This is a genomic window from Pseudomonas sp. QC2, from assembly GCF_002859085.1.
In the GTDB taxonomy this organism is placed as follows: Bacteria; Pseudomonadota; Gammaproteobacteria; order Pseudomonadales; family Pseudomonadaceae; genus Aquipseudomonas; species Aquipseudomonas petroselini.
Map to the genome: position 1 here is coordinate 80,440 of NZ_PKKS01000023.1, position 22,412 is coordinate 102,851.

Sequence of the window (22,412 nt, forward strand, 5' to 3'; positions counted from 1 at the left end):
GTCTAGATCGCATTTCGCAGGCTTAGGTTTTCCGGATGCGGTTGCAGGTACGCCTGCTGCGCGATGTAGCGATCCGGGTGTTGGCGAAAGTGGTGTTTGAGCAGGGTCAACGGCACCACCAATGGCACGATGCCGTGACGGTATTGGCCGATGACGGTTTGCATTTCCTGCTTGTCGTCGGCGCTGATGGCCTGCTTGAGATAGCCGCTGATGTGTTGAAGCACGTTGGTGTGGGTGCCACGGGTGGCGCACTTGGTCAGGCCGGTCATCAGGTCGCTGAAATAACAACTGGCCAATTCATCGAGGTTGGCGCCCTTGGTCATGCTGCCCAGCAGGTGGCCGAGGCTTTTGTAATGCGCGGGGCTGTGGGCCATCAACAAGTATTTGTAGCGCGAATGAAAGGCCAGCAGGCGGTGGCGGGTCAGGCCTTCGGCGAGCAATTGCTGCCAACTGGCGTACACGAACACGCGGGTCAGGAAGTTTTCACGCAGCACGGGGTCATTCAGCCGGCCATCTTCTTCCACCGGCAGGTTGGGGTGGCGTGCACAAAAGGCCTGGGCGTAGATACCGCGTCCGCCGCCGTCGACCGGGGTGCCGTTTTCGCGGTACACCTTGACCCGCACCAGGCCACAGGACGGCGACTTCTGCATAAAAATGTAACCGCACAGGTCAGCGTGTTCCGCGGCCATCTGCTGGCCGTAATCATCCAAAGGCTGGGTGACGTTCAGCTCGCGGTTCACCGTGCCGACGGCTTGCGGGTGGGCGGGGTCGCCCACCAGGCGGATAGGTTCACGCGGGATGCCCAGGCCAATGGCGACTTCGGGGCACAACGGCACGAAGTCGAAATAGTCGGCGAGGGTCTGGCTGCACAGCAGGGATTGTTTATGGCCACCGTTGAAACGCACGTTCTCGCCCAGCAGGCAGGCGCTGACGCCGATCTTCGGTTTGGTGGTGCTGGACATAAACCCATCCTCTGCAAGATTCCTGTACAAGATTTAAATCTTGTACAACTAAATCTCATCATAGGTTCGACGCTGTACAAGTCAAATTATTTGTACAAGTTTATGCGCGGGCTATTTCCAGCCGATTTTCCACGCGTCGACATCTTGCAGGGTTTGCCAGGGCAGGCGTTCGCTGCGGAGGGTCATGACGGCTTGCAGTTCGATTTCCAGCACGGTGCCTTCATCGTCGCGAAACAGCTCTGTGACCAGAAAGTGTTTTTCTTTGTTTCGGGGGCGCGCTGCTGTCCACTTCGACAGCAGCAATTTTGCGGGATTGATACGGTTCATTGCAGGTGTTCGATCAAGCGTCGCGCGGCTTCCTGGCCGCTGAGCCATGCACCTTCCACGCGGCCCGACAGGCACCAGTCGCCACACACATACAGGCCCAGGTCGGCATCGGCCAGCACGCCGAACTCGTGGCTGCTTGACGGTCGCGCATAGAGCCAGCGGTGCGCCAGGCTGAACGACGGCGCGGGCATGGCGCTGTGCAGCAGTTCGGCGAAGGCGCCGTGCAGGTGCTCGATCACCGCCTCCTTGGACAGGTCCAGATGGGCCTTGCTCCATGCGCTGGTGGCATGCAGCACCCAGGTATCGAGGGCGGTGTCGCGCCCCGGTTTGCTGCGATTGCGCGCGAGCCAGTCGAGGGGGCTGTCTTGTACAAAGCAGCCCTCCATGGGCGTATCCAGGGGTTTATCGAACGCCAAGGCGATGGCCCAGGTCGGGTCCATCTTAACGCCGGCGGCGGCACTCGCCAGCTTGGGCGCGGCAGCCAGCAGGGCAGTGGCCTGGGGCGCCGGGGTGGCGATGATGACGTGGCTGAAGGGACCATGGTTTTCGCTGTCTGCATCCAGCAGGTTCCAGTGTTGTTTGCCCTGGAACACTTCGGTGATGCGGCACCCGAACTCCACCGGCAGGTCATCGAGCAGGGCCCGGGTGATCGCGCTCATGCGCGGCGTGCCGACCCAGCGGATTTGTTCATCGGGGGAGGGTGTGAGCTGGCCGGATTTGAAGTTATACAGCTGGGGCTTCCATTGCTCGGCCCAGCCATTGCTTTGCCAACGCTGCACTTCGTTGACGAAGCGCCGGTCGCGGGCGGTGAAGTATTGCGCGCCCATGTCCAGGGAGCCGGCATCGCTGCGCTTGCTGGACATGCGGCCACCGCTGCCGCGGCTTTTATCGAAGAGTTGTACAACCTGCCCCGCGTCTCGTAACGCTCGGGCGGCGGAGAGACCGGCGATGCCGGTGCCGATGATCGCGATGGGAACAGTCATGGGAGGCCTCGTTTTACCGTTGGGTACAGACTACGCCGACACCAATAGCTGTACAATATTGTTTTTTGGTATAAGTTTTGGCTTACCTGTTCTTACGGCGTGACCTATGGTTAAAGCAGAGGCTTAATCCAACGTCATGCCCGTTCAAATGATCCCTGCTTATAAAATAGACCAGTGATGGGCGGCGAACGTTACATGAGGAAGATCCCATGCACATTTTGCTGACCGGCGGTACTGGCCTGATCGGCCGTCAACTCTGCAAGCACTGGCTTGCCCACGGCCATCGCTTGACGGTGTGGAGTCGTCATCCGGACCAGGTCGCCAAACTGTGCGGCGAGCAGGTGTCGGGTGTTGCCAGCCTGCAAGAGGTTATCGGCCCGGTCGACGCGGTCATTAATCTTGCGGGCGCGCCGATCGCCGACCGCCCATGGACCCATAAACGCAAGGCGCTGTTGTGGAGCAGCCGTATCAGCCTCACGGAAACCTTGCTGGCTTGGCTTGAAACCCTCGCGCAAAAACCCGCGGTGTTGATCTCCGGTTCGGCGGTGGGTTGGTACGGCGACGGCGGCGAGCGCGAGTTGACCGAAGCCAGCGGCCCGGTACAGGACGATTTCCCCAGCCAGCTGTGCATCGCCTGGGAAGAAACCGCCCAGCGCGCCGAAGCCCTGGGGATCCGCGTAGTGCTGGTGCGTACCGGCTTGGTGCTGGCGGCCGAGGGCGGCTTTTTGTCGCGTCTGTTGCTGCCGTTCAAACTGGGGCTGGGCGGGCCGATCGGCAAGGGTCGGCAGTGGATGCCGTGGGTGCATATCAAGGATCAAATCGGCCTGATTGATTTTCTTCTGCACAAGCCTGACGCCAGCGGTCCTTATAATGCCTGCGCGCCACACCCGGTGCGCAATCGCGAGTTTGCGAAAACCCTGGGCCAGGTGCTGCACCGTCCGGCGTTCATGCCGATGCCGGCCTTTGCGTTGAGGGTAGGCCTGGGCGAGTTGTCCGGCCTGTTGCTGGGTGGGCAGAAGGCGGTGCCCGAACGGTTGCTGGCCGCCGGTTTCACTTTCCAGTTCACTGAGTTGCGTGCGGCCCTGGACGAATTGTCCAGCCGCCTCTAGAGATAGGATGTTGCATGACGGATCACGCGTTGTTACTGGTCAACCTGGGCTCACCGGCGTCCACTTCGGTGGCCGATGTGCGCAGCTACCTCAATCAGTTCCTGATGGACCCTTATGTGATCGACCTGCCGTGGCCGGTGCGGCGCTTGCTGGTGTCGCTGATCTTGATCAAGCGCCCCGAGCAGTCGGCGCACGCCTACGCCTCCATCTGGTGGGACGAGGGCTCGCCGTTGGTGGTGCTCAGTCGGCGCCTGCAGCAGCAGATGACCGCGCAGTGGACCCAAGGCCCGGTGGAATTGGCGATGCGCTACGGCGAGCCGTCGATTGAAAGCGTGCTGACCCGCCTCGCCACCCAGGGCATCCGTAACGTCACCTTGGCGCCGCTGTACCCGCAATTTGCCGACAGCACTGTGACCACGGTGATCGAAGAAGCCAAGCGCGTGGTGCGCGACAAAAAGCTCGATGTGCAGTTCTCGATCCTGCAGCCGTTCTACGATCAACCGGAGTATCTCGACGCACTGGTCGCGAGCGCGCGGCCTTATGTTGAGCAGGATTACGACCACCTGCTGCTGAGTTTCCACGGCTTGCCTGAGCGCCACCTGACCAAGCTCGACCCTACCGGCCAGCATTGCTTCAAGGATGCCGACTGTTGCAAGAACGCGTCCGCCGAGGTGCTCAAGACGTGCTATCGCGCGCAGTGTTTCAGCGTCGCTCGCGACTTCGCCGAGCGCATGGGGCTGCCGGAAGGTAAATGGTCAGTGGCCTTCCAATCGCGGCTGGGCCGCGCCAAGTGGATCGAACCCTACACCGAAGCGCGCCTGGAGGCCTTGGCCCAGCAAGGCGTGAAAAAGCTGCTGGTGATGTGCCCGGCGTTTGTCGCCGATTGCATCGAGACGCTGGAGGAGATTGGCGATCGCGGGCTGGAGCAGTTCCGCGAAGCGGGAGGCGAGGAGCTGGTGTTGGTGCCGTGCCTGAATGATGACCCGCAGTGGGCGAAGGCGCTCAATACGCTGTGCGAACGTGCACCGACGGCGCTGTAACCGAACCACGTGAAGATCGAAGTGTGGGAGGGGCTTGCCCCTCCCACCTGTTGGTTGCGTTACAGGCTTAGGGTCAGGCTGACCGTGAGGTTGCGCGGTTCACCAGGGTTGATCCAGTAATTGCTGTAGGACCGCTCGTAGTACTTTTCATCAAACAGGTTGTTGAGGTTCAGGCCCACGGTGACATTCTGCGTGGCCTTGTAATGGGCCAGCAGATCGACCGTGTGGTAAGCCGGCAGCTCGAAACGCGTGCCGGCCTCGCCGGAGCGATCCCCCACGTAAGTGAACGCCGCGCCCAGGTCTGAGCCGCGCAACACACCATCCTGGAATTCATACACGCCCAGCAGACTGCCACTGCGCTTGGCCACGCCGAGAATCCGGCTGCCGGCGGGAATGGCTTTATCGCCCTTGGTCACTTCGGCGTCGATGTACGCAAACGCGCCGATCACGCGCACGGCCTCCGTCACTTGCCCTGTCAGTTGCAGGTCGAAGCCTTGGCTGCGTGCCTTGCCCATGGCGCGGCTGGTGTTGGTGGCCGGGTCCAGCGCGAGCACGTTTTCCTTTTCGATATGGAACGCGGCGAGGGTGGCGCTGAGGCGGTCGTCGAACAGCTCGCTTTTGATCCCCACTTCATAACCCACGCCTTCTTCCGGTTTGAAGGTTTTGCCGTTGGCGTCCAGACCGCTGTTGGGTTTGAACGAGGTGGAGGCGTTGGCGAACACCCCGACTTGTGGGGTGAGCTGGTAAAGCAGACCGGCACGTTGGGTCAGCGCGTCGTGGGTTTGCCGGCTCTTGGCGTGGTTGCGCGCGAAGTCATCGGTGCTTTGCTCGAAATGCTCAAAGCGCGCGCCGACCATGCCGCGCAGGCGGTCGGTGAAAATGATCTGGTCTTGCAGGTTCAGCGCCTGGCTTTTGGTCTGCTCGAAGAAGTCGGTGCCGGAGCGTGTGCCGTTGGGTTTGGGCTGGCCGTAGACGGGGTTGTAGAGGTCGATGGGGTAGCGGCTGCCGCCGATAGCCGTGACACGTTCTTTCTTGCGGTAGTCCTCGTATTCGGTGCCGATCAGCAGCTCATGCTGCCAACTGCCGATGTCGAACAGGCCGCGCAGTTCCAACTGGGTAATGCTGTCGTGCCAGCCCATGGAGCGTTCACGGTAGCGCCGGTCGAGGGTGTGACCGTCGGCATTCAGCGCACGGTTTTCCGAGGCGTCGCCCCACAGGCTGCCTTGTTTGTAGTGGCTGGCGAGGCGCAGTTTCCAGGCGTCGTTGAGGTGATGTTCGAGGGTGGCCTGGATACGGTTGTTGTGGTTGTCGATGTCACCGTCGTTCGGCTCGCCAAGGAAAGTTGAGCGCGAGACGCCCGGGGCGTCGACAACGCCGCGATCGAAGGTGGAGCTGTGGCGAACGAATTCGCTCTCCACCAGCAGGCGGGTGTCCGGGTCCAACTGCCAACTGAACGAGGGGGCGACGAATACCCGCTTGCTCTGCACGTGGTCGCGGAAGCTGTGGTTGTCTTCCACCGCCAGGTTGACCCGCGACAGCACGTTGCCTTCGCCGTCCAGCGGGGTGTTGACGTCAACGGCAGTGCGATAGCGGTCCCAACTGCCGGCGCTGGTTTGCACGGTGTTGAAGGCTTCCGGTTGGGGCTTCTTGGTGACGATATTCACGGTGCCGCCAGGATCTCCCCGGCCATACAGGCTGGCGGCGGGGCCCTTGAGCACTTCGATGCGTTCGATATTCGCCGCGTCAGGTGTACTCGGGTAGCCACGGTTGGCGCTGAACCCATCCTGGTAGAACTCTGAGGTCGTAAAGCCGCGCACGCTGTATTCGTAGAGGGTGAGGCCGCCGAAGTTGTTTTGTTTGGACACGCCACCGGCAAATTCCAGGGCGCGTTCCACATTGGTGCTGCCCAGGTCCTTGAGCACCGTGGCAGGAATCACACTGATGGACTGTGGGATATCGCGCAGGGCGGTGTCGGTTTTTGTCGCGCTGGCGGAACGGGTCGCGCGGTAGCCTTTGACCGGACCCGTGGCGGACTCATAGGCGTCGGTGGTGACGCTGATGGTGTCGAGTTCCACGGTGTTTTCTTCGGCGAAGGCGGGATCGAGCAGCAAGCCCAAGGCCAGGCCAGCCAAGGGGGCGATTCTTCGAGACGGCATGATAGAGCGTTCCAATAGCGATATTGAAACAATATAACATGACCAATGAGAATGAATTGCTTTGAAATATAAACTTACAGGTACCCGCGAACGGGTACCTGTATCAGGCCGCTTATTCCTCTTCCTTGACCGGAGCCGGCGGTGGGCGAAGGCCGATTTCCGCCAGCAGCTTGATCTCTTTACCGTTGCGCATCACCTGGATCGCCACCTTGTCGGTTGGCTTGATCCGCGCCACCTGGTTCATCGACTTGCGGCCATCGCCGGCCGGTTCGCCATTGATGCTGAGGATCACATCCCCCAGCTGCAGGCCGGCTTTCTGCGCCGGGCCGTCGCGGAAGATCCCGGCGACCACGATGCCGGGGCGTCCGGTCAAGCCGAAGGACTCGGCAAGTTCCTTGGTCAACGGCTGCACTTCAATCCCCAGCCAGCCACGAATCACCTGGCCGTGCTCGATGATCGACTTCATCACTTCCATCGCGAGCTTCACCGGGATCGCAAACCCGATGCCTTGGGAGCCGCCGGACTTGGAGAAAATCGCCGTGTTGATACCGGTCAGGTTGCCATTGGCATCCACCAGCGCGCCGCCGGAGTTGCCCGGGTTGATCGCCGCGTCGGTCTGGATGAAGTCTTCGTAGCTGTTGAGGCCCAACTGGTTACGCCCGGTGGCGCTGATGATCCCCATGGTCACGGTCTGGCCCACCCCGAACGGGTTGCCGATAGCCAGTGCCACATCGCCCACCCGCAAGCCATCGGAACGGCCGAGGGTGATGGACGGCAGGTTTTTCAAATCGATCTTCAAGACGGCGAGGTCGGTTTCCGGGTCGCTGCCCACCACACGGGCCAGGGTTTCGCGACCGTCACGCAGCGCCACCACAATCTGGTCGGCGCCGGTGGTCACATGGTTATTGGTGAGGATGTAGCCTTCGGGGCTCATGATCACCCCGGAACCCAGGCTGGACTCCATGCGCCGCTGCTTGGGCCCGTTATCACCGAAGTACCGGCGGAACTGCGGGTCTTCAAACAGGGGATGGGCCGGTTTGTTGATGACCTTGGTGGTATACAGGTTCACCACGGCGGGTGCGGCGATCACTACCGCGTCCGCGTACGTCACCGGGCCTTGCACCACCGCGCTGGTCTGCGGTGCCTGTTGCAGGTTCACATCAAGGCTGGGTAGACCCACCAGCTCCGGGAAACGCTGAATAATCAGCATCGCGATCAGCACGCCAGCCAACAATGGCCATCCAAAAAAACGCAGCGCCTTGAGCATCAAGTAAGTCCTGACAGGTTGCAGGGGGCGGGAGAGCGCCCATAATGTCGCGCATTATACGAGGCTGCGACGCCTGCGAACGGGATATTTAGGAGTCTTTTATGGCCGTCCCCCTTACCACCCTCGTCGAGGAAGCAGACCGCTACCTCGGCAGTGCAAAAATTGCCGATTATTGCCCCAATGGCTTGCAAGTCGAAGGGCGCCCGCAAGTGATGCGCATCGTCAGCGGCGTGACCGCCAGCCAAGCCCTGCTGGACGCGGCCGTCGAGGCCCAGGCCGACCTGATCCTGGTGCACCACGGTTATTTCTGGAAGGGCGAAAACCCCTGCATTACCGGCATGAAGCAGCGCCGCCTGAAGACGCTGCTCAAGCACGACATCAGCCTGTTGGCCTACCACCTGCCGCTGGACCTGCACCCCGACGTCGGCAACAACGTGCAACTCGCTCGCCAGCTGGACATCACCGTCGAAGGCCCGTTGGACCCGAGCAACCCTAAAATCGTCGGCCTGGTCGGCTCCCTTGCCGAGCCCCTGTCGCCCCGCGACTTCGCCCGCCGCGTGCAGGACGTCATGGGGCGCGAGCCGCTGCTGATCGAAGGCAGCGAGATGATCCGTCGCGTCGGTTGGTGCACCGGCGGTGGCCAGGGCTACATCGACGATGCGATTGCGGCCGGTGTCGACCTGTTCCTCAGCGGCGAGGCTTCCGAGCAGACCTTCCACAGCGCCCGCGAAAACGACATCAGCTTCATCGCAGCCGGTCACCATGCCACTGAGCGCTACGGCGTACAGGCGCTGGGCGATTACCTGGCACGGCGCTTCGCCCTTGAGCACCTGTTCATCGATTGCCCCAACCCGATTTGAGGGCCAAACCTGGGGGCATATTCATATACCGTTTCGATCTAGCTGGCGCCCTGAATAGAAGCAGGTGCTGTGCTAGCATGCCCCGCTCGAACACGGCCCGCTGGCCGTCCATAAGATCGTTTTTCCGTGAGTAACCATGGTCGACAAACTGACGCATCTGAAACAGCTGGAGGCGGAAAGCATCCACATCATCCGCGAGGTCGCCGCCGAGTTCGATAACCCGGTGATGCTCTACTCGATCGGTAAAGACTCCGCCGTGATGCTGCACCTGGCGCGCAAGGCCTTTTTCCCGGGCAAATTGCCGTTCCCAGTGATGCACGTCGACACCCGCTGGAAATTCCAGGAGATGTACACGTTCCGCGACAAAATGGTCGAAGAGCTGGGCCTGGACCTGATTACCCACGTCAACCCGGACGGCGTGGCGCAGGGCATTAACCCGTTCACCCACGGCAGCGCCAAGCACACCGATATCATGAAGACCGAAGGCCTTAAGCAGGCCCTGGACAAACATGGTTTCGACGCAGCCTTTGGCGGTGCCCGTCGCGATGAAGAGAAATCCCGCGCCAAAGAGCGCGTGTACTCGTTCCGCGACAGCAAGCACCGCTGGGACCCGAAAAACCAGCGCCCCGAGCTGTGGAACGTCTACAACGGCAACGTCAACAAGGGTGAGTCCATCCGCGTGTTCCCGCTGTCCAACTGGACCGAGCTGGACATCTGGCAGTACATCTACCTGGAAGGCATCCCGATCGTACCGCTGTACTTCGCCGCCGAACGCGACGTGATTGAGAAGAACGGTACGTTGATCATGATCGACGACGACCGCATCCTCGAGCACCTGTCCGACGAAGACAAAGCCCGTATCGTCAAAAAGAAAGTCCGTTTCCGTACCCTTGGCTGCTACCCGTTGACGGGCGCGGTGGAGTCCGAAGCCGAGACGCTGACGGACATCATTCAGGAAATGCTCCTGACGCGAACTTCCGAGCGCCAGGGCCGTGTCATCGACCACGATGGCGCCGGCTCAATGGAAGATAAAAAACGTCAAGGCTATTTCTAAGGGGCTGTCATGTCGCATCAATCTGATTTGATCAGCGAGGACATCCTCGCCTACCTGGGCCAGCACGAGCGCAAGGAAATGTTGCGCTTCCTGACCTGTGGCAACGTCGACGACGGCAAGAGCACCCTGATCGGGCGCCTGCTGCACGACTCCAAGATGATCTACGAAGATCACCTGGAAGCCATCACCCGCGATTCGAAAAAATCCGGTACCACCGGTGACGATATCGACCTGGCCTTGCTGGTCGACGGGCTTCAGGCCGAGCGTGAGCAAGGCATCACCATCGATGTCGCCTACCGCTACTTCTCCACCGCCAAGCGCAAATTCATCATCGCCGACACCCCCGGCCATGAGCAGTACACCCGCAACATGGCCACCGGTGCGTCCACCTGTGACCTGGCGATCATCCTGATCGACGCCCGCTACGGTGTGCAGACCCAGACCCGTCGCCACAGCTTTATCGCCTCGTTGCTGGGCATCAAACACATCGTGGTGGCCGTCAACAAGATGGACATCAATGGCTTCGACCAAAGCGTATTCGAGCAGATCAAGGCCGATTACCTGAAGTTCGCCGACGGTATCGCCTTCAAGCCGAGCACCCTGGCGTTCGTGCCGATGTCGGCGCTCAAGGGCGACAACGTGGTGAACAAGAGCGAGCGTTCGCCCTGGTACACCGGGCAGTCGCTGATGGAGATCCTGGAAACCGTCGAGATCGCCAACGACCGCAACTACACCGACCTGCGTTTCCCTGTGCAGTACGTCAACCGTCCGAACCTGAACTTCCGTGGTTTTGCCGGCACCCTGGCCAGCGGCATCGTGCATAAGGGCGACGAAGTCGTGGTGCTGCCGTCGGGCAAGAGCAGCCGCGTCAAATCCATCGTCACCTTTGAAGGTGAGTTGGAGCACGCAGGCCCCGGCCAGGCCGTGACCCTGACCATGGAAGACGAGATCGACATCTCCCGTGGCGATCTGCTGGTGCATGCCGACAATGTGCCGCAAGTGACCGACGCCTTCGACGCCATGCTGGTGTGGATGGCCGAAGAACCGATGCTGCCGGGCAAGAAATACGACATCAAACGCGCCACCAGCTACGTGCCGGGTTCCATCACCAGCATCGTGCACCGTGTGGATGTGAACACCCTGGCCGAAGGTCCGGCGAGTTCGCTGCAGTTGAACGAGATCGGCCGGGTCAAGGTCAGCCTCGACGCGGCCATCGCCCTGGACGGCTATGACAGTAACCGCACCACGGGCGCGTTCATTGTCATCGACCGTCTGACTAATGGCACTGTGGCTGCGGGCATGATCATCGCGCCGCCGGTCACTCACGGCAGCTCGGCGCAGCACGGCAAGTTGGCCCACGTGGCCACCGAAGAGCGCGCCCTGCGCTTCGGTCAGCAACCGGCCACCGTGTTGTTCAGCGGCCTGTCCGGCGCGGGCAAGAGCACCTTGGCCTACGCGGTCGAGCGTAAGCTGTTCGACATGGGCCGCGCGGTGTTCGTGCTGGATGGCCAGAACCTGCGTCATGACCTGAACAAGGGCTTGCCGCAGGACCGTGCCGGGCGTACCGAGAACTGGCGTCGTGCCGCTCACGTGGCGCGCCAGTTCAACGAAGCGGGCCTGCTGACCCTGGCTGCGTTTGTGGCACCGGATGCCGAAGGTCGTGAACAGGCCAAGGCGCTGATCGGCGGCGAACGTCTGCTGACGGTCTACGTGCAAGCATCGCCGCTGGTGTGCGCCGAGCGTGACCCGCAAGGCTTGTACGCCGCTGGTGGGGATAACATCCCTGGCGAATCCTTCCCGTACGACGTGCCGTTGAATGCCGACCTGGTGATCGACACCCAGGCCCTGTCGTTGGAAGAGAGTGTCAAGCAAGTGCTGGAGCTGTTGCGTCAGCGCGGCGCGATCTAAACCTCGCGGCCACAAAAAAGCCCGCCACCGAGTGATCGGTGGCGGGCTTTTTACATGCTGGAGATCGGGCTCGGTCAAGTGTGGGAGGGGGCTTGCTCCCGATAGCGGTGTATCAGTAACAGCTGTACTGGCTGACACGCCGCCATCGGGAGCAAGCCCCCTCCCACAGGGTGATCATCGTTTGCCTGGGAATTCTGTGTGCAGTTTCTCCAGCAAGTGATCCTTGTCTTCCCATAGCTTGTTGATCCACCCCTGGAACGCCAACCGATACTCCCCATCCTGCTCATAATTCTTGCCGATAAACTCGGCCGGAATCTGCACCTCTTCGAACTGCACCACCACGTCCTTCACATTGCCACACAGCAAATCCCAATACCCTGGACGCCCGGCCGGGTAGTGGATGGTCACGTTCACCAGTGACTTCAATTGCTCACCCATGGCATCCAGCACAAACGCTATACCGCCAGCCTTAGGCTTGAGCAGGTAGCGAAACGGCGAATTCTGCTGGGCGTGTTTGCCCGGTGTAAACCGGGTGCCTTCAGCAAAGTTGAAGATACCCACAGGGTTGTCGCGAAACTTCGCACAGGTCTTGCGGGTAGTTTCCAGGTCTTTGCCTTTCTTCTCCGGGTGCTTTTCCAGGTAAGCCTTGGTATAGCGCTTCATAAAAGGGAAGCCCAGCGCCCACCACGCCAGGCCAATCACCGGCACCCAGATCAGCTCCTGCTTGAGGAAAAATTTCAACGGGCGAATCCGGCGGTTCAGCACGTATTGCAGCACCATGATGTCGACCCAGCTTTGGTGGTTGCTGGTCACCAGGTACGAGTGCTGATAGTCCAGTCCTTCAAGCCCGGTCAGGTGCCAGCGGGTGCGGCGTATCAGGTTCATCCAGCCCTTGTTGTTGGTCACCCACGCCTCATGGGTGTGGTTCATCAGCCATTCGCTGAAGCGCTTGGCGAACGGCAGCGCCTTGAACAGCGCCACGATAAACAGGAACGAACAGAGCAGGATCGTATTCAGCGCCAGCAACAGCGAAGCAATCACCCCGCGCACGGCGGCAGGTAGAAAATCCAGCATTTAGATATCCATAGGTCGGTTGGCGGCTTGGATCGCAGTCAGTGCGATGGTGTACACGATGTCATCCACCTGGGCGCCACGCGGTAGGTCGTTGACCGGTTTGCGTAGGCCCTGGAGCATTGGCCCCAGGCTCACGCAATCGGCGCTGCGCTGCACGGCCTTGTGGGTGGTGTTGCCAGTGTTCAGGTCGGGGAACACAAACACCGTGGCCTTGCCCGCCACCAGGCTGTTGGGCGCCAGTTGCCGGGCGACCGTCTCGTTGGCGGCGGCGTCGTATTGCAGCGGGCCGTCGATCAGCAGCGAGCTTTGTTGTTCGTGGGCGAGCAGGGTGGCTTCGCGGACTTTTTCCACTTCCTCGCCGCTGGCCGAATCGCCGCTGGAGTAGCTGATCATTGCCACGCGCGGAGTGATGCCGAACGCGGCCGCCGAGTCGGCGCTTTGCAGGGCGATTTCCGCCAGTTCGGCGGCGCTCGGGTGTGGGTTCATCACGCAATCGCCGTACACCAGCACCTGCTCGGGGAACAGCATGAAGAACACCGACGATACCAGCGTGCAGCCGGGAGCGGTCTTGATCAACTGCAGGGCAGGGCGGATGGTGTTGGCGGTGGAGTGAATGACGCCGGAGACCAGGCCATCCACTTCATCCAGGGCGAGCATCATGGTGGCGATCACCACGGTGTCTTCCAATTGCTGCTCGGCCATCGGCGCGTTGAGGCTCTTGCTCTTGCGCAAGGCGACCATCGGCTCGACGTAACGCTGGCGAATCAGGTCCGGGTCGAGGATCTCCAGGCCTTCGGGCAGTTCGATACCCTGGGCGCGGGCGACCGCTTCCACGTCCGCAGGCTTGGCCAGCAGCACGCAACGGGCAATGCCCCGCGCCTGGCAGATGGCGGCGGCTTGCACGGTCAGCGGCTCGCTGCCTTCGGGCAATACGATACGTTTGTTGGCCGCCTGGGCGCGTTGGATCAGCTGGTAGCGGAACACCGCGGGTGACAGGCGCATTTCCCGTGGCGTGCCGCAGCGTTGGTGCAGCCAGCGGGCATCGAGGTGGCTGGCGACGAAGTCAGTGATGATCTCCGCGCGCTCGCGGTCATCAATCGGGATTTCTTTGTTGAGGCTGTTGAGCTGGTTAGCGGTGTCGTAGGAGCCGGTGCTCACCGACAGCACCGGCAGCCCGGCCTGGAACGCGCCGCGACACAGGTCCATGATGCGCGGGTCGGGCAGGGTGTCGCTGGTCAGTAGCAAGCCGGCCAGGGGCACGCCGTTGATCGCGGCCAGGCTGACGGCGAGGATGATGTCGTCGCGGTCGCCGGGCGTCACCACCAGCACGCCAGGCTTGAGCAACTCCACGGTATTACGCATGGTGCGGGCGCAGATGATGATTTTGGTCATGCGCCGGGTTTCGTAGTCGCCAGCGTTGAGAATCTGGGCGCCCATCAGGTCGGCCACATCGCGGGTGCGCGGTGCATTGAGTTCCGGCTGGTAGGGAATGCAGCCGAGCAGGCGGAAGTCGCCGCTGCGCAACAGCGGCGAATGCTCTTTGAGGCGTGCCGAGAAGGCTTCCATGCTTTCTTCGGTGCGCACCTTGTTAAGAATCACACCGAGTACTTTCGGGTCCTTTGGGCCGCCGAACAGTTGTGCCTGCAATTCCACGCGGCCGGACAGTTCGGTGAGCACTTCGTTTTCCGGGGCGGACACCAGGATCACTTCCGCATCCAGGCTCTTGGCCAGGTGCAGGTTGACCCGCGCCGCATAGCTGGCGTTGCGCGTGGGCACCATGCCTTCGACGATCAGCACGTCCTTACCCACCGCGGCTTGCTGGTACAGCGTGATGATTTCTTCGAGCAGTTCGTCGAGTTGGCCGTCGCCGAGCATGCGCTCTACGTGAGCCAGGCCCAGGGGCTGAGGCGGCTTGAGGCCGTGGGTGCGCGCCACCAGTTCGGTGGAACGCTCAGGGCCGGTATCGCCGGGATGCGGCTGGGCAATCGGCTTGAAGAAACCGACTTTCAGCCCGGCCCGTTCAAGGGTGCGCACCAGCCCAAGGCTGATGGAGGTCAGACCCACACCAAAATCGGTGGGCGCGATAAAAAAAGTTTGCATGCGAATTCTCTGAAGGTGCATGGCTTCGGTGAGGTTCTATGTTTGAACATCTACCGGGAATCAGGCGCCAAGGTTATCGTTATTCGCGCGCTTGCGCACACCAGCCGCAGGCAAAGGGTAGGCCTATTTTTTCAAGGCGTTGCACGGGGTCGAGCACCCAGGCGCGTGCCTGCCAGGGTGGCTGGTGGCGTAGATGCTGGGTGTGGCCGCAGGACAGCTCGGCGACCCAGTGCTGGTCGGCGTCCTGGCGGAATCCGAGGATGAAGGAGGCCGTTGATCGGTCCCGTCCGTCCGGGTTCTGTTCGCTTTCGGGCAAATCCTTGTTTAGACTTGTCCGTTCTTCATTCTTATGCAAAAGGTCTCGCCCCATGACGATCGCCGCTAACAAGGCTGTCTCCATCGACTATACCCTGACCAACGACGCTGGTGAGGTCATCGACAGCTCCGCCGGCGGCGCGCCGCTGGTCTACCTGCAAGGCGCAGGTAACATCATCCCAGGCCTGGAGAAGGCGCTGGAAGGCAAACAAGTGGGTGATGAGCTGACTGTGGCCGTAGAACCTGAAGATGCCTATGGCGAGTACTCGGCCGAACTGGTCAGCACCCTGAGCCGCAGCATGTTTGAAGGCGTTGACGAGCTGGAAGTCGGCATGCAGTTCCACGCCTCCGCGCCGGACGGCCAAATGCAGATCGTCACCATCCGCGACCTGGACGGCGATGACGTGACCGTTGACGGCAACCACCCGCTGGCTGGCCAGCGCCTGAACTTCCAAGTGAAGATCGTTGCCATCCGCGACGCTTCCCAGGAAGAAGTGGCTCACGGCCACGTGCACGGCGAAGGCGGTCATCACCATTGATCGCGGTTTGATCAATAGGTAACAAAAACGCCCCGACTGGTTCGGGGCGTTTTTTTTGCGCTTGAAAAAATGTGGGAGGGGGCTTGCCCCCGATTGCAGTGTGTCAGTCAGTACATCCTTTACTGACCCACCGTCATCGGGGGCAAGCCCCCTCCCACAACAAAAATGCCCCGGACCTTTCGGTACGGGGCATTTCTTAACTGTTGCACAACCTGGGCTGCGCGGCAGTTGTTACCACTTAGGCTGCAGCAGGAACGCTCAGAGCCTTGATGTGGCCATTCAGGCGGCTCTTATGGCGAGCGGCCTTGTTCTTGTGGATGATGCCTTTATCGGCCATACGGTCGATAACCGGCACTGCCAGAACGTAAGCAGCTTGGGCTTTTTCAGCGTCTTTGGTGTCGATGGCTTTAACTACATTCTTGATGTAGGTACGAACCATGGAACGCAGGCTGGCGTTGTGGCTGCGACGCTTCTCAGCCTGTTTTGCACGTTTTTTGGCGGAAGGTGTGTTGGCCACCGTCGAGCTCCTCGAAAGACTTTTTAGGAAATAGCAAACAAAATAGGCCGCGAATCATGCCGATGACTTGATGGGTTGTCAAGAGCGGCTGATGCGAACTGCTGAGTGGTCGATCTGAAGAGGCGGGTGATTTATTTCCGGCGCTTGACCTGTAAACTCGCGAGCTTTGGCTCTGTGCTGTTGCAGGCGCGCAGTATCGCATAAGTAGGCGCTTAGTTCGCCTGCTCTTTATCTATAGGCGCAAACTCTTTCAATGAATCTGCTCAAATCGTTGGCTGCCGTCAGCTCTATCACGATGATCTCCCGGGTTTTGGGGTTTGTGCGTGACACCCTGCTGGCGCGCATTTTTGGCGCCAGCATGGCCACGGATGCCTTCTTTATTGCATTTAAATTGCCCAACCTGCTGCGGCGGATCTTCGCCGAAGGCGCGTTTTCCCAGGCATTCGTGCCGATCCTGGCCGAATACAAGACCCAGCAGGGCGAGGAGGCGACCCGCACGTTTATTGCCTACGTCTCGGGCCTGCTGACCCTGGTGCTGATGCTGGTGACCGTCCTCGGCATGCTCGCCGCGCCCTGGGTGATCTGGGCCACGGCCCCCGGTTTTGCCAATACGCCGGAAAAATTCGCACTGACCACTGATCTGTTGCGCGTGACCTTTCCTTATATATTGCTGATCTCCTTGTCATCCCTGGCCGGGGCGATCCTCAATACCTGGAACCGTTTCTCGGTGCCGGCGTTTGTGCCGACGCTGCTGAACGTCAGCATGATCATCTTCGCGCTGTTCCTTACGCCGTATTTCGATCCGCCGGTAATGGCGCTGGGCTGGGCCGTACTGGCTGGCGGCCTGGCGCAATTGCTCTACCAACTGCCACATCTAAAAAAGATCGGCATGCTTGTACTGCCGCGCCTGAATCTCAAGGACACCGGCGTGTGGCGTGTCATGCGCAATATGCTGCCGGCGATCCTCGGCGTGTCGGTCAGCCAGATTTCGCTGATCATTAACACGGCGTTCGCTTCGCTGCTGGTGTCAGGCTCGGTGTCATGGATGTACTACGCCGACCGCCTGATGGAGTTGCCGTCCGGCGTGCTTGGCGTGGCACTGGGCACGATCCTGCTGCCGACCCTGGCGCGCACCTATGCCAGCAAAGACCGTCAGGAATACTCACGCATCCTCGATTGGGGCCTGCGCCTATGTTTTGTACTGGTGCTGCCGTGTGCGCTGGCGCTTGGGATCCTGGCCGAGCCGTTGACCGTGTCGCTGTTCCAATACGGCCAATTCGATGCCCATGACGCCTTGATGACGCAGCACGCGCTGGTCGCTTATTCCGTCGGTCTGCTCGGCATTATCGTGATCAAAGTGCTGGCCCCCGGCTTCTATGCCCAGCAAAACATCCGTACGCCGGTCAAAATCGCGATTTTCACGCTGATCGTCACGCAACTGCTCAACCTGGTGTTTATCGGTCCTTTGGCCCACGCCGGCCTGGCCCTGGCCATCAGTGCCGGTGCGTGCATCAACGCCGGGCTGTTGTTCTACCAACTGCGCAAACAGCACATGTTCCAGCCTCAGCCAGGCTGGGGGATGTTCACCCTCAAGCTGTTGGTGGCGGTGGGCGCGATGTCGGCAGTGTTGCTTGGCCTGATGCATTTCATGCCCGCCTGGGACGAAGGCCATATGCTGGAGCGCTTCCTGCGCCTTGGCGTGCTGGTAGTCGCCGGTGTGGTGGTGTACTTCGGGATGTTGCTGCTGCAAGGCTTCCGCCTGCGCGATTTCAATCGCAAGTCACTGAGCTAGAGAGTTTGCCGCGATAAAACCGTTGTTTTATCGATTCGATCCATTTGGCCTGTGCTGTTGCCTGTCGTCCGAGGCCGGGTGTGGTTATAATCGACCACTTTATGAGCAAGAAGCGCGTTATGCAGCTGGTTCGAGGTCTCCACAACCTGCGCCCCGAGCATCGGGGCTGCGTCGCCACTATTGGCAACTTTGACGGTGTTCACCGTGGCCACCAGGCTATCCTGGCCAGGCTGCGCGAGCGTGCGGTCGAGTTGGGCGTGCCCAGCTGCGTGGTGATTTTCGAACCGCAGCCGCGGGAATACTTCACGCCCGAGACAGCGCCGGCCCGGCTCGCACGTCTCAGAGACAAGCTGCAACTGCTGGCTGAAGAGGGTGTAGACCGCGTTCTCTGCCTGGCTTTTAACCAGCGTTTGCAAAGCCTGAGCGCTGCCGAGTTCGTCGACCGCATCCTCGTCGATGGCCTGGGTGTGCAGCATTTGGAGGTCGGTGACGACTTCCGCTTTGGTTGCGACCGCGTCGGGGATTTCGATTTCCTGCAGCATGCCGGCGTGAACCAGGGGTTTACCGTCGAAGCCGCGCAAACCGTCGAACTGGACGGCCTGCGCGTGAGCAGTACCCAGGTGCGTAACGCCCTGGCCGCTGCCGACTTCGCCTTGGCCGAGCGGTTGCTCGGCCGCCCGTTCCGCATTGCCGGACGGGTCCTGCACGGCCAGAAGCTGGCGCGCCAATTGGGCACGCCAACCGCCAACGTGCAACTCAAGCGCCGCCGTGTGCCGCTGACCGGGGTTTACCTGGTGAGCGTCGACATCGACGGCCAATCGTGGCCGGGAGTCGCCAATATAGGCGTCAGGCCCACGGTTGCAGGTGATGGCAAGGCCCACCTGGAAGTGCATCTGTTGGATTTTGCCGGTGATCTGTATGACCGGCGTTTGACGGTGGTTTTCCACCAGAAGCTGCGTGAAGAGCAGCGTTTCGCCTCCCTTGAGGCGTTGAAAACGGCGATCAATGCGGATGTCGCCGCCGCCCGTGCACTAGCCGCACCTAGCGCCCATCGCTAACCGAAGAGCCTTAAATGACCGACTATAAAGCCACGCTAAACCTTCCGGACACCGCCTTCCCAATGAAGGCCGGCCTGCCACAGCGCGAACCGCAGATCCTGCAGCGCTGGGACAGTATTGGCCTGTACGGAAAGTTGCGCGAGATTGGCAAGGATCGTCCGAAATTCGTCCTGCACGACGGCCCTCCTTATGCCAACGGCACGATTCACATCGGTCATGCGCTGAACAAGATTCTCAAGGACATGATCCTGCGCTCGAAGACCCTGTCGGGCTTCGACGCGCCGTATGTTCCGGGTTGGGACTGCCACGGCCTGCCGATCGAACACAAAGTCGAAGTGACCTACGGCAAGAACCTGGGCGCGGATAAAACCCGCGAGCTGTGCCGCGCCTACGCCACTGAGCAGATCGAAGGGCAGAAGTCCGAATTCATCCGCCTCGGCGTGTTGGGCGAGTGGGATAACCCCTACAAGACCATGAACTTCAAGAACGAGGCCGGTGAAATCCGTGCCTTGGCCGAAATCGTCAAAGGCGGTTTTGTGTTCAAGGGCCTAAAGCCCGTGAACTGGTGCTTCGACTGCGGTTCGGCCCTGGCCGAAGCGGAAGTCGAGTACGAAGACAAGAAGTCCTCGACCATCGACGTGGCCTTCCCGGTTGCCGACGACGCCAAGCTGGCCGAGGCCTTTGGCCTGGCAAGCTTGAGCAAGCCGGCGGCCATCGTGATCTGGACCACCACCCCGTGGACCATCCCGGCCAACCAAGCGCTGAACGTGCACCCGGAATTCACCTACGCCCTGGTGGACGTCGGTGATCGCCTGCTGGTGCTGGCCGAGGAAATGGTCGAGGCCTGCCTGGCTCGCTATGAATTGCAAGGTTCGGTGATTGCGACCACCACCGGCTCCGCGCTGGAACTGGTCAACTTCCGTCACCCGTTCTATGACCGTCTGTCGCCGGTGTACCTGGCGGACTACGTTGAACTGGGCGCCGGCACCGGTATCGTTCACTCCGCGCCAGCTTATGGCGTGGACGACTTCGTGACCTGCAAAGCCTACGGCATGGTCAACGATGACATCCTGAACCCGGTGCAGAGCAATGGTGTGTACGCACCGTCGCTGGAATTCTTCGGTGGCCAATTCATCTTCAAGGCCAATGATTCGATCATCGACAAGTTGTCGGAAGTCGGTTCGCTGTTGCACACCGAAACCATCAAGCACAGCTACATGCACTGCTGGCGTCACAAGACCCCGCTGATCTATCGCGCCACCGCGCAGTGGTTTATCGGCATGGACAAAGAACCGACCAGTGGCGACACCCTGCGTGTACGCTCGCTCAAGGCCATCGAAGACACCCAGTTTGTCCCGGCCTGGGGCCAGGCGCGCCTGCACTCGATGATCGCCAACCGTCCGGACTGGTGCATCTCCCGCCAGCGTAACTGGGGCGTGCCGATCCCGTTCTTCCTGAACAAGGAAAGCGGCGAGTTGCATCCACGTACCGTTGAGCTGATGGAAGAAGTGGCCCAGCGCGTTGAACTGGAAGGCATCGAAGCCTGGTTCAAAATGGACGCTGCCGAGCTGCTGGGCGATGAAGCGCCGCAGTACGACAAGATCAGCGACACCCTCGACGTATGGTTCGACTCGGGTACCACTCATTGGCACGTGCTGCGCGGCTCGCACCCGATGGGTCACGAAACCGGCCCGCGTGCCGACCTGTACCTGGAAGGCTCCGACCAACACCGTGGCTGGTTCCACTCGTCGCTGCTGACCGGTTGCGCCATCGACAACCACGCGCCGTACCGCGAACTGCTGACCCACGGCTTCACCGTCGACGAGACGGGCCGCAAGATGTCCAAGTCGCTGAAGAACGTGATCGAGCCGAAAAAGATCAACGACACCCTGGGCGCCGACATCATGCGTCTGTGGGTCGCCTCGACCGATTACTCGGGCGAAATCGCCGTGTCCGACCAGATCCTTGCTCGTAGCGCCGATGCCTACCGTCGTATCCGTAATACCGCACGCTTCCTGCTGTCGAACCTGACCGGTTTCAACCCGGCCACCGACATCCTGCCGGCCGAGGACATGCTCGCCCTGGACCGTTGGGCCGTGGACCGTACCCTGTTGCTGCAGCGTGAGTTGCAGGAAAACTACGGCGAATACCGTTTCTGGAACGTGTACTCGAAGATCCACAACTTCTGCGTGCAGGAGCTGGGTGGCTTCTACCTCGACATCATCAAGGACCGCCAGTACACCACCGGCGCCAACAGCAAGGCGCGCCGTTCGGCGCAGACCGCGCTGTACCACATCTCCGAAGCGCTGGTGCGCTGGATCGCGCCGATCCTGGCCTTCACCGCCGACGAACTGTGGGAATACCTGCCGGGCGAGCGTAACGAGTCGGTGATGCTCAACACCTGGTACGAAGGCCTGACCGAACTGCCGGCCGACTTCGAGCTGGGCCGCGAGTACTGGGAAGGCGTGATGGCTGTCAAAGTCGCGGTGAACAAGGAGCTGGAAGTACAGCGTGCGGCCAAGGCCGTCGGTGGCAACCTGCAAGCCGAAGTCACCCTGTTCGCCGAGGAAGGCCTGACTGCCGACCTGGCCAAGCTGAGCAACGAGCTGCGCTTCGTGCTGATCACCTCCACCGCGAGCCTGGCACCCTTTGCCCAGGCCCCGGCGGATGCGGTGGCGACCGAAGTGCCGGGCCTCAAGCTCAAAGTGGTCAAGTCGGCCTTCCCTAAGTGCGCCCGTTGCTGGCACTGCCGCGAAGATGTCGGCGTGAACCCTGAGCATCCGGAAATCTGTGGTCGTTGTGTCGACAACATCTCGGGTGCTGGTGAGGTTCGTCACTATGCCTAACGCTTCCAGCCGTTTCGGACGTTTGGGCCTGCTCGTACTGAGCGTGCTGGTCCTGGTCATCGACCAGGTCAGCAAGGCTCATTTCGAGGGTTCCCTGGAGATGTTCCAGCAAATCGTGGTGATCCCGGATTACTTCAGCTGGACCCTGGCCTACAACACCGGCGCCGCTTTCAGCTTTTTGGCTGACGGCGGTGGCTGGCAGCGCTGGTTGTTCGCTGTGATTGCCTTGGTGGTCAGTGCGGTGCTGGTGGTGTGGCTCAAGCGCCTTGGTCGCGATGACACTTGGCTGGCCGTTGCCCTGGCACTGGTGCTCGGCGGCGCGCTGGGCAACCTGTACGACCGCATTGCCTTGGGCCATGTGATCGACTTCATTCTGGTGCATTGGCAGAACCGCCATTACTTCCCGGCGTTCAACTTTGCCGACAGCGCCATCACCGTCGGTGCAATCATGCTGGCGTTGGATATGTTCAAAAGCAAGAAAACCGGAGAGACCGTCAATGACTGA

The 22,412-nt window shown here is 60.9% G+C and carries 19 protein-coding genes; 10 read left to right on the plus strand and 9 right to left on the minus strand.

Annotated features, from left to right (window positions below; translation table 11 throughout):
- Positions 1-2: 2 nt before the first annotated feature.
- The 3 genes from QCBJ_RS21095 to QCBJ_RS21105 form a co-directional block, all read right to left on the minus strand.
- The gene (locus QCBJ_RS21095; RefSeq protein ID WP_102061554.1) at positions 3-962 is read right to left on the minus strand and encodes a DUF523 and DUF1722 domain-containing protein; all 960 of its coding nucleotides are present in this window, start codon (positions 960-962) and stop codon (positions 3-5) included.
- A gap of 111 nt (positions 963-1,073) precedes the next feature.
- Positions 1,074-1,289, minus strand: coding sequence for a TIGR02450 family Trp-rich protein (locus QCBJ_RS21100; RefSeq protein ID WP_012722125.1), 216 nt, complete (start codon positions 1,287-1,289; stop codon positions 1,074-1,076).
- Positions 1,286-2,272 (minus strand): NAD(P)/FAD-dependent oxidoreductase, encoded by a 987-nt coding sequence (locus QCBJ_RS21105; RefSeq protein ID WP_102061555.1) that lies wholly within the window; start codon positions 2,270-2,272, stop codon positions 1,286-1,288. The genes QCBJ_RS21100 and QCBJ_RS21105 overlap by 4 nt, the downstream gene beginning before the upstream one ends.
- Positions 2,273-2,481: 209 nt before the next feature.
- Here QCBJ_RS21105 and QCBJ_RS21110 point away from each other — a divergent pair, with 209 nt between their 5' ends.
- Both QCBJ_RS21110 and hemH read left to right on the plus strand, forming a co-directional pair.
- The gene (locus QCBJ_RS21110) at positions 2,482-3,381 is read left to right on the plus strand and encodes a TIGR01777 family oxidoreductase (RefSeq protein WP_102061556.1); all 900 of its coding nucleotides are present in this window, start codon (positions 2,482-2,484) and stop codon (positions 3,379-3,381) included.
- Between the two features lie 14 nt (positions 3,382-3,395).
- The gene (gene hemH / locus QCBJ_RS21115) at positions 3,396-4,421 is read left to right on the plus strand and encodes a ferrochelatase (RefSeq protein ID WP_012722128.1); all 1,026 of its coding nucleotides are present in this window, start codon (positions 3,396-3,398) and stop codon (positions 4,419-4,421) included.
- 59 nt (positions 4,422-4,480) lie between these two features.
- Here hemH and QCBJ_RS21120 read toward each other — a convergent pair whose 3' ends face one another.
- On the minus strand, positions 4,481-6,577 hold the full coding sequence (locus QCBJ_RS21120; RefSeq protein ID WP_102061557.1) for a TonB-dependent siderophore receptor: 2,097 nt from the start codon (positions 6,575-6,577) through the stop codon (positions 4,481-4,483).
- A gap of 112 nt (positions 6,578-6,689) precedes the next feature.
- Positions 6,690-7,844 carry a Do family serine endopeptidase AlgW gene (algW, locus tag QCBJ_RS21125; protein WP_012722130.1) on the minus strand — a complete coding sequence of 385 codons (1,155 nt, stop codon included), beginning with the start codon at positions 7,842-7,844 and terminating at the stop codon, positions 6,690-6,692.
- 101 nt (positions 7,845-7,945) lie between these two features.
- Between algW and QCBJ_RS21130 the strand changes: the two genes are divergently transcribed.
- From QCBJ_RS21130 to cysN, 3 genes are all read left to right on the plus strand, one after another.
- Positions 7,946-8,704, plus strand: coding sequence for a Nif3-like dinuclear metal center hexameric protein (locus tag QCBJ_RS21130; RefSeq protein WP_012722131.1), 759 nt, complete (start codon positions 7,946-7,948; stop codon positions 8,702-8,704).
- Positions 8,705-8,840: 136 nt separating this feature from the next.
- On the plus strand, positions 8,841-9,758 hold the full coding sequence (gene cysD / locus QCBJ_RS21135; RefSeq protein WP_012722132.1) for a sulfate adenylyltransferase subunit CysD: 918 nt from the start codon (positions 8,841-8,843) through the stop codon (positions 9,756-9,758).
- A gap of 9 nt (positions 9,759-9,767) precedes the next feature.
- A complete protein-coding gene (gene cysN / locus QCBJ_RS21140; RefSeq protein WP_102061558.1) occupies positions 9,768-11,666 on the plus strand; it encodes a sulfate adenylyltransferase subunit CysN in 1,899 nt (632 codons plus the stop codon).
- A gap of 174 nt (positions 11,667-11,840) precedes the next feature.
- Here the strand turns inward: cysN and QCBJ_RS21145 are convergent, their stop codons facing one another.
- The 3 genes from QCBJ_RS21145 to QCBJ_RS21155 all read right to left on the minus strand — a co-directional run bounded on the left by QCBJ_RS21145 (position 11,841) and on the right by QCBJ_RS21155 (position 15,210).
- On the minus strand, positions 11,841-12,740 hold the full coding sequence (locus QCBJ_RS21145) for an acyltransferase (protein WP_102061559.1): 900 nt from the start codon (positions 12,738-12,740) through the stop codon (positions 11,841-11,843).
- The gene (pta, locus tag QCBJ_RS21150; protein WP_012722135.1) at positions 12,741-14,840 is read right to left on the minus strand and encodes a phosphate acetyltransferase; all 2,100 of its coding nucleotides are present in this window, start codon (positions 14,838-14,840) and stop codon (positions 12,741-12,743) included. It lies immediately after the preceding gene.
- Positions 14,841-14,919: 79 nt separating this feature from the next.
- Positions 14,920-15,210, minus strand: coding sequence for a DUF3565 domain-containing protein (locus QCBJ_RS21155; RefSeq protein WP_102061560.1), 291 nt, complete (start codon positions 15,208-15,210; stop codon positions 14,920-14,922).
- Between QCBJ_RS21155 and QCBJ_RS21160 the strand changes: the two genes are divergently transcribed.
- On the plus strand, positions 15,209-15,694 hold the full coding sequence (locus QCBJ_RS21160) for a peptidylprolyl isomerase (protein ID WP_012722137.1): 486 nt from the start codon (positions 15,209-15,211) through the stop codon (positions 15,692-15,694). The two genes, QCBJ_RS21155 and QCBJ_RS21160, sit on opposite strands and share 2 nt — an antisense overlap.
- A gap of 238 nt (positions 15,695-15,932) precedes the next feature.
- Here the strand turns inward: QCBJ_RS21160 and rpsT are convergent, their stop codons facing one another.
- Positions 15,933-16,211 (minus strand): 30S ribosomal protein S20, encoded by a 279-nt coding sequence (gene rpsT, locus QCBJ_RS21165; protein ID WP_003188401.1) that lies wholly within the window; start codon positions 16,209-16,211, stop codon positions 15,933-15,935.
- A gap of 253 nt (positions 16,212-16,464) precedes the next feature.
- On the opposite strand from rpsT, the gene murJ reads away from it, so the two are divergent.
- The 4 genes from murJ to lspA all read left to right on the plus strand — a co-directional run bounded on the left by murJ (position 16,465) and on the right by lspA (position 22,412).
- Positions 16,465-18,003: a murein biosynthesis integral membrane protein MurJ gene (gene murJ / locus QCBJ_RS21170; RefSeq protein ID WP_102061561.1), complete on the plus strand. Its 1,539-nt coding sequence runs from the start codon at positions 16,465-16,467 to the stop codon at positions 18,001-18,003.
- A gap of 119 nt (positions 18,004-18,122) precedes the next feature.
- The gene (gene ribF, locus QCBJ_RS21175) at positions 18,123-19,061 is read left to right on the plus strand and encodes a bifunctional riboflavin kinase/FAD synthetase (RefSeq protein ID WP_010213269.1); all 939 of its coding nucleotides are present in this window, start codon (positions 18,123-18,125) and stop codon (positions 19,059-19,061) included.
- A gap of 14 nt (positions 19,062-19,075) precedes the next feature.
- Entirely contained in the window at positions 19,076-21,907 is a 2,832-nt protein-coding gene (ileS, locus tag QCBJ_RS21180) for an isoleucine--tRNA ligase (protein ID WP_093542245.1), read from the plus strand.
- Entirely contained in the window at positions 21,900-22,412 is a 513-nt protein-coding gene (lspA, locus tag QCBJ_RS21185) for a signal peptidase II (protein WP_012722140.1), read from the plus strand. The genes ileS and lspA overlap by 8 nt, the downstream gene beginning before the upstream one ends.

Excerpts from the sequence above, each read along its gene's own strand:
- QCBJ_RS21095 (WP_102061554.1), bottom strand. The coding sequence starts at position 962 with ATGTCCAGCACCACCAAACCGAAGATCGGCGTCAGCGCCTGCCTGCTG.
- QCBJ_RS21100 (WP_012722125.1), bottom strand. The coding sequence starts at position 1,289 with ATGAACCGTATCAATCCCGCAAAATTGCTGCTGTCGAAGTGGACAGCA.
- QCBJ_RS21105 (WP_102061555.1), bottom strand. The coding sequence starts at position 2,272 with ATGACTGTTCCCATCGCGATCATCGGCACCGGCATCGCCGGTCTCTCC.
- QCBJ_RS21110 (WP_102061556.1), top strand. The coding sequence starts at position 2,482 with ATGCACATTTTGCTGACCGGCGGTACTGGCCTGATCGGCCGTCAACTC.
- hemH (WP_012722128.1), top strand. The coding sequence starts at position 3,396 with ATGACGGATCACGCGTTGTTACTGGTCAACCTGGGCTCACCGGCGTCC.
- QCBJ_RS21120 (WP_102061557.1), bottom strand. The coding sequence starts at position 6,577 with ATGCCGTCTCGAAGAATCGCCCCCTTGGCTGGCCTGGCCTTGGGCTTG.
- algW (WP_012722130.1), bottom strand. The coding sequence starts at position 7,844 with ATGCTCAAGGCGCTGCGTTTTTTTGGATGGCCATTGTTGGCTGGCGTG.
- QCBJ_RS21130 (WP_012722131.1), top strand. The coding sequence starts at position 7,946 with ATGGCCGTCCCCCTTACCACCCTCGTCGAGGAAGCAGACCGCTACCTC.
- cysD (WP_012722132.1), top strand. The coding sequence starts at position 8,841 with ATGGTCGACAAACTGACGCATCTGAAACAGCTGGAGGCGGAAAGCATC.
- cysN (WP_102061558.1), top strand. The coding sequence starts at position 9,768 with ATGTCGCATCAATCTGATTTGATCAGCGAGGACATCCTCGCCTACCTG.
- QCBJ_RS21145 (WP_102061559.1), bottom strand. The coding sequence starts at position 12,740 with ATGCTGGATTTTCTACCTGCCGCCGTGCGCGGGGTGATTGCTTCGCTG.
- pta (WP_012722135.1), bottom strand. The coding sequence starts at position 14,840 with ATGCAAACTTTTTTTATCGCGCCCACCGATTTTGGTGTGGGTCTGACC.
- QCBJ_RS21160 (WP_012722137.1), top strand. The coding sequence starts at position 15,209 with ATGACGATCGCCGCTAACAAGGCTGTCTCCATCGACTATACCCTGACC.
- QCBJ_RS21155 (WP_102061560.1), bottom strand. The coding sequence starts at position 15,210 with ATGGGGCGAGACCTTTTGCATAAGAATGAAGAACGGACAAGTCTAAAC.
- murJ (WP_102061561.1), top strand. The coding sequence starts at position 16,465 with ATGAATCTGCTCAAATCGTTGGCTGCCGTCAGCTCTATCACGATGATC.
- ribF (WP_010213269.1), top strand. The coding sequence starts at position 18,123 with ATGCAGCTGGTTCGAGGTCTCCACAACCTGCGCCCCGAGCATCGGGGC.
- ileS (WP_093542245.1), top strand. The coding sequence starts at position 19,076 with ATGACCGACTATAAAGCCACGCTAAACCTTCCGGACACCGCCTTCCCA.
- lspA (WP_012722140.1), top strand. The coding sequence starts at position 21,900 with ATGCCTAACGCTTCCAGCCGTTTCGGACGTTTGGGCCTGCTCGTACTG.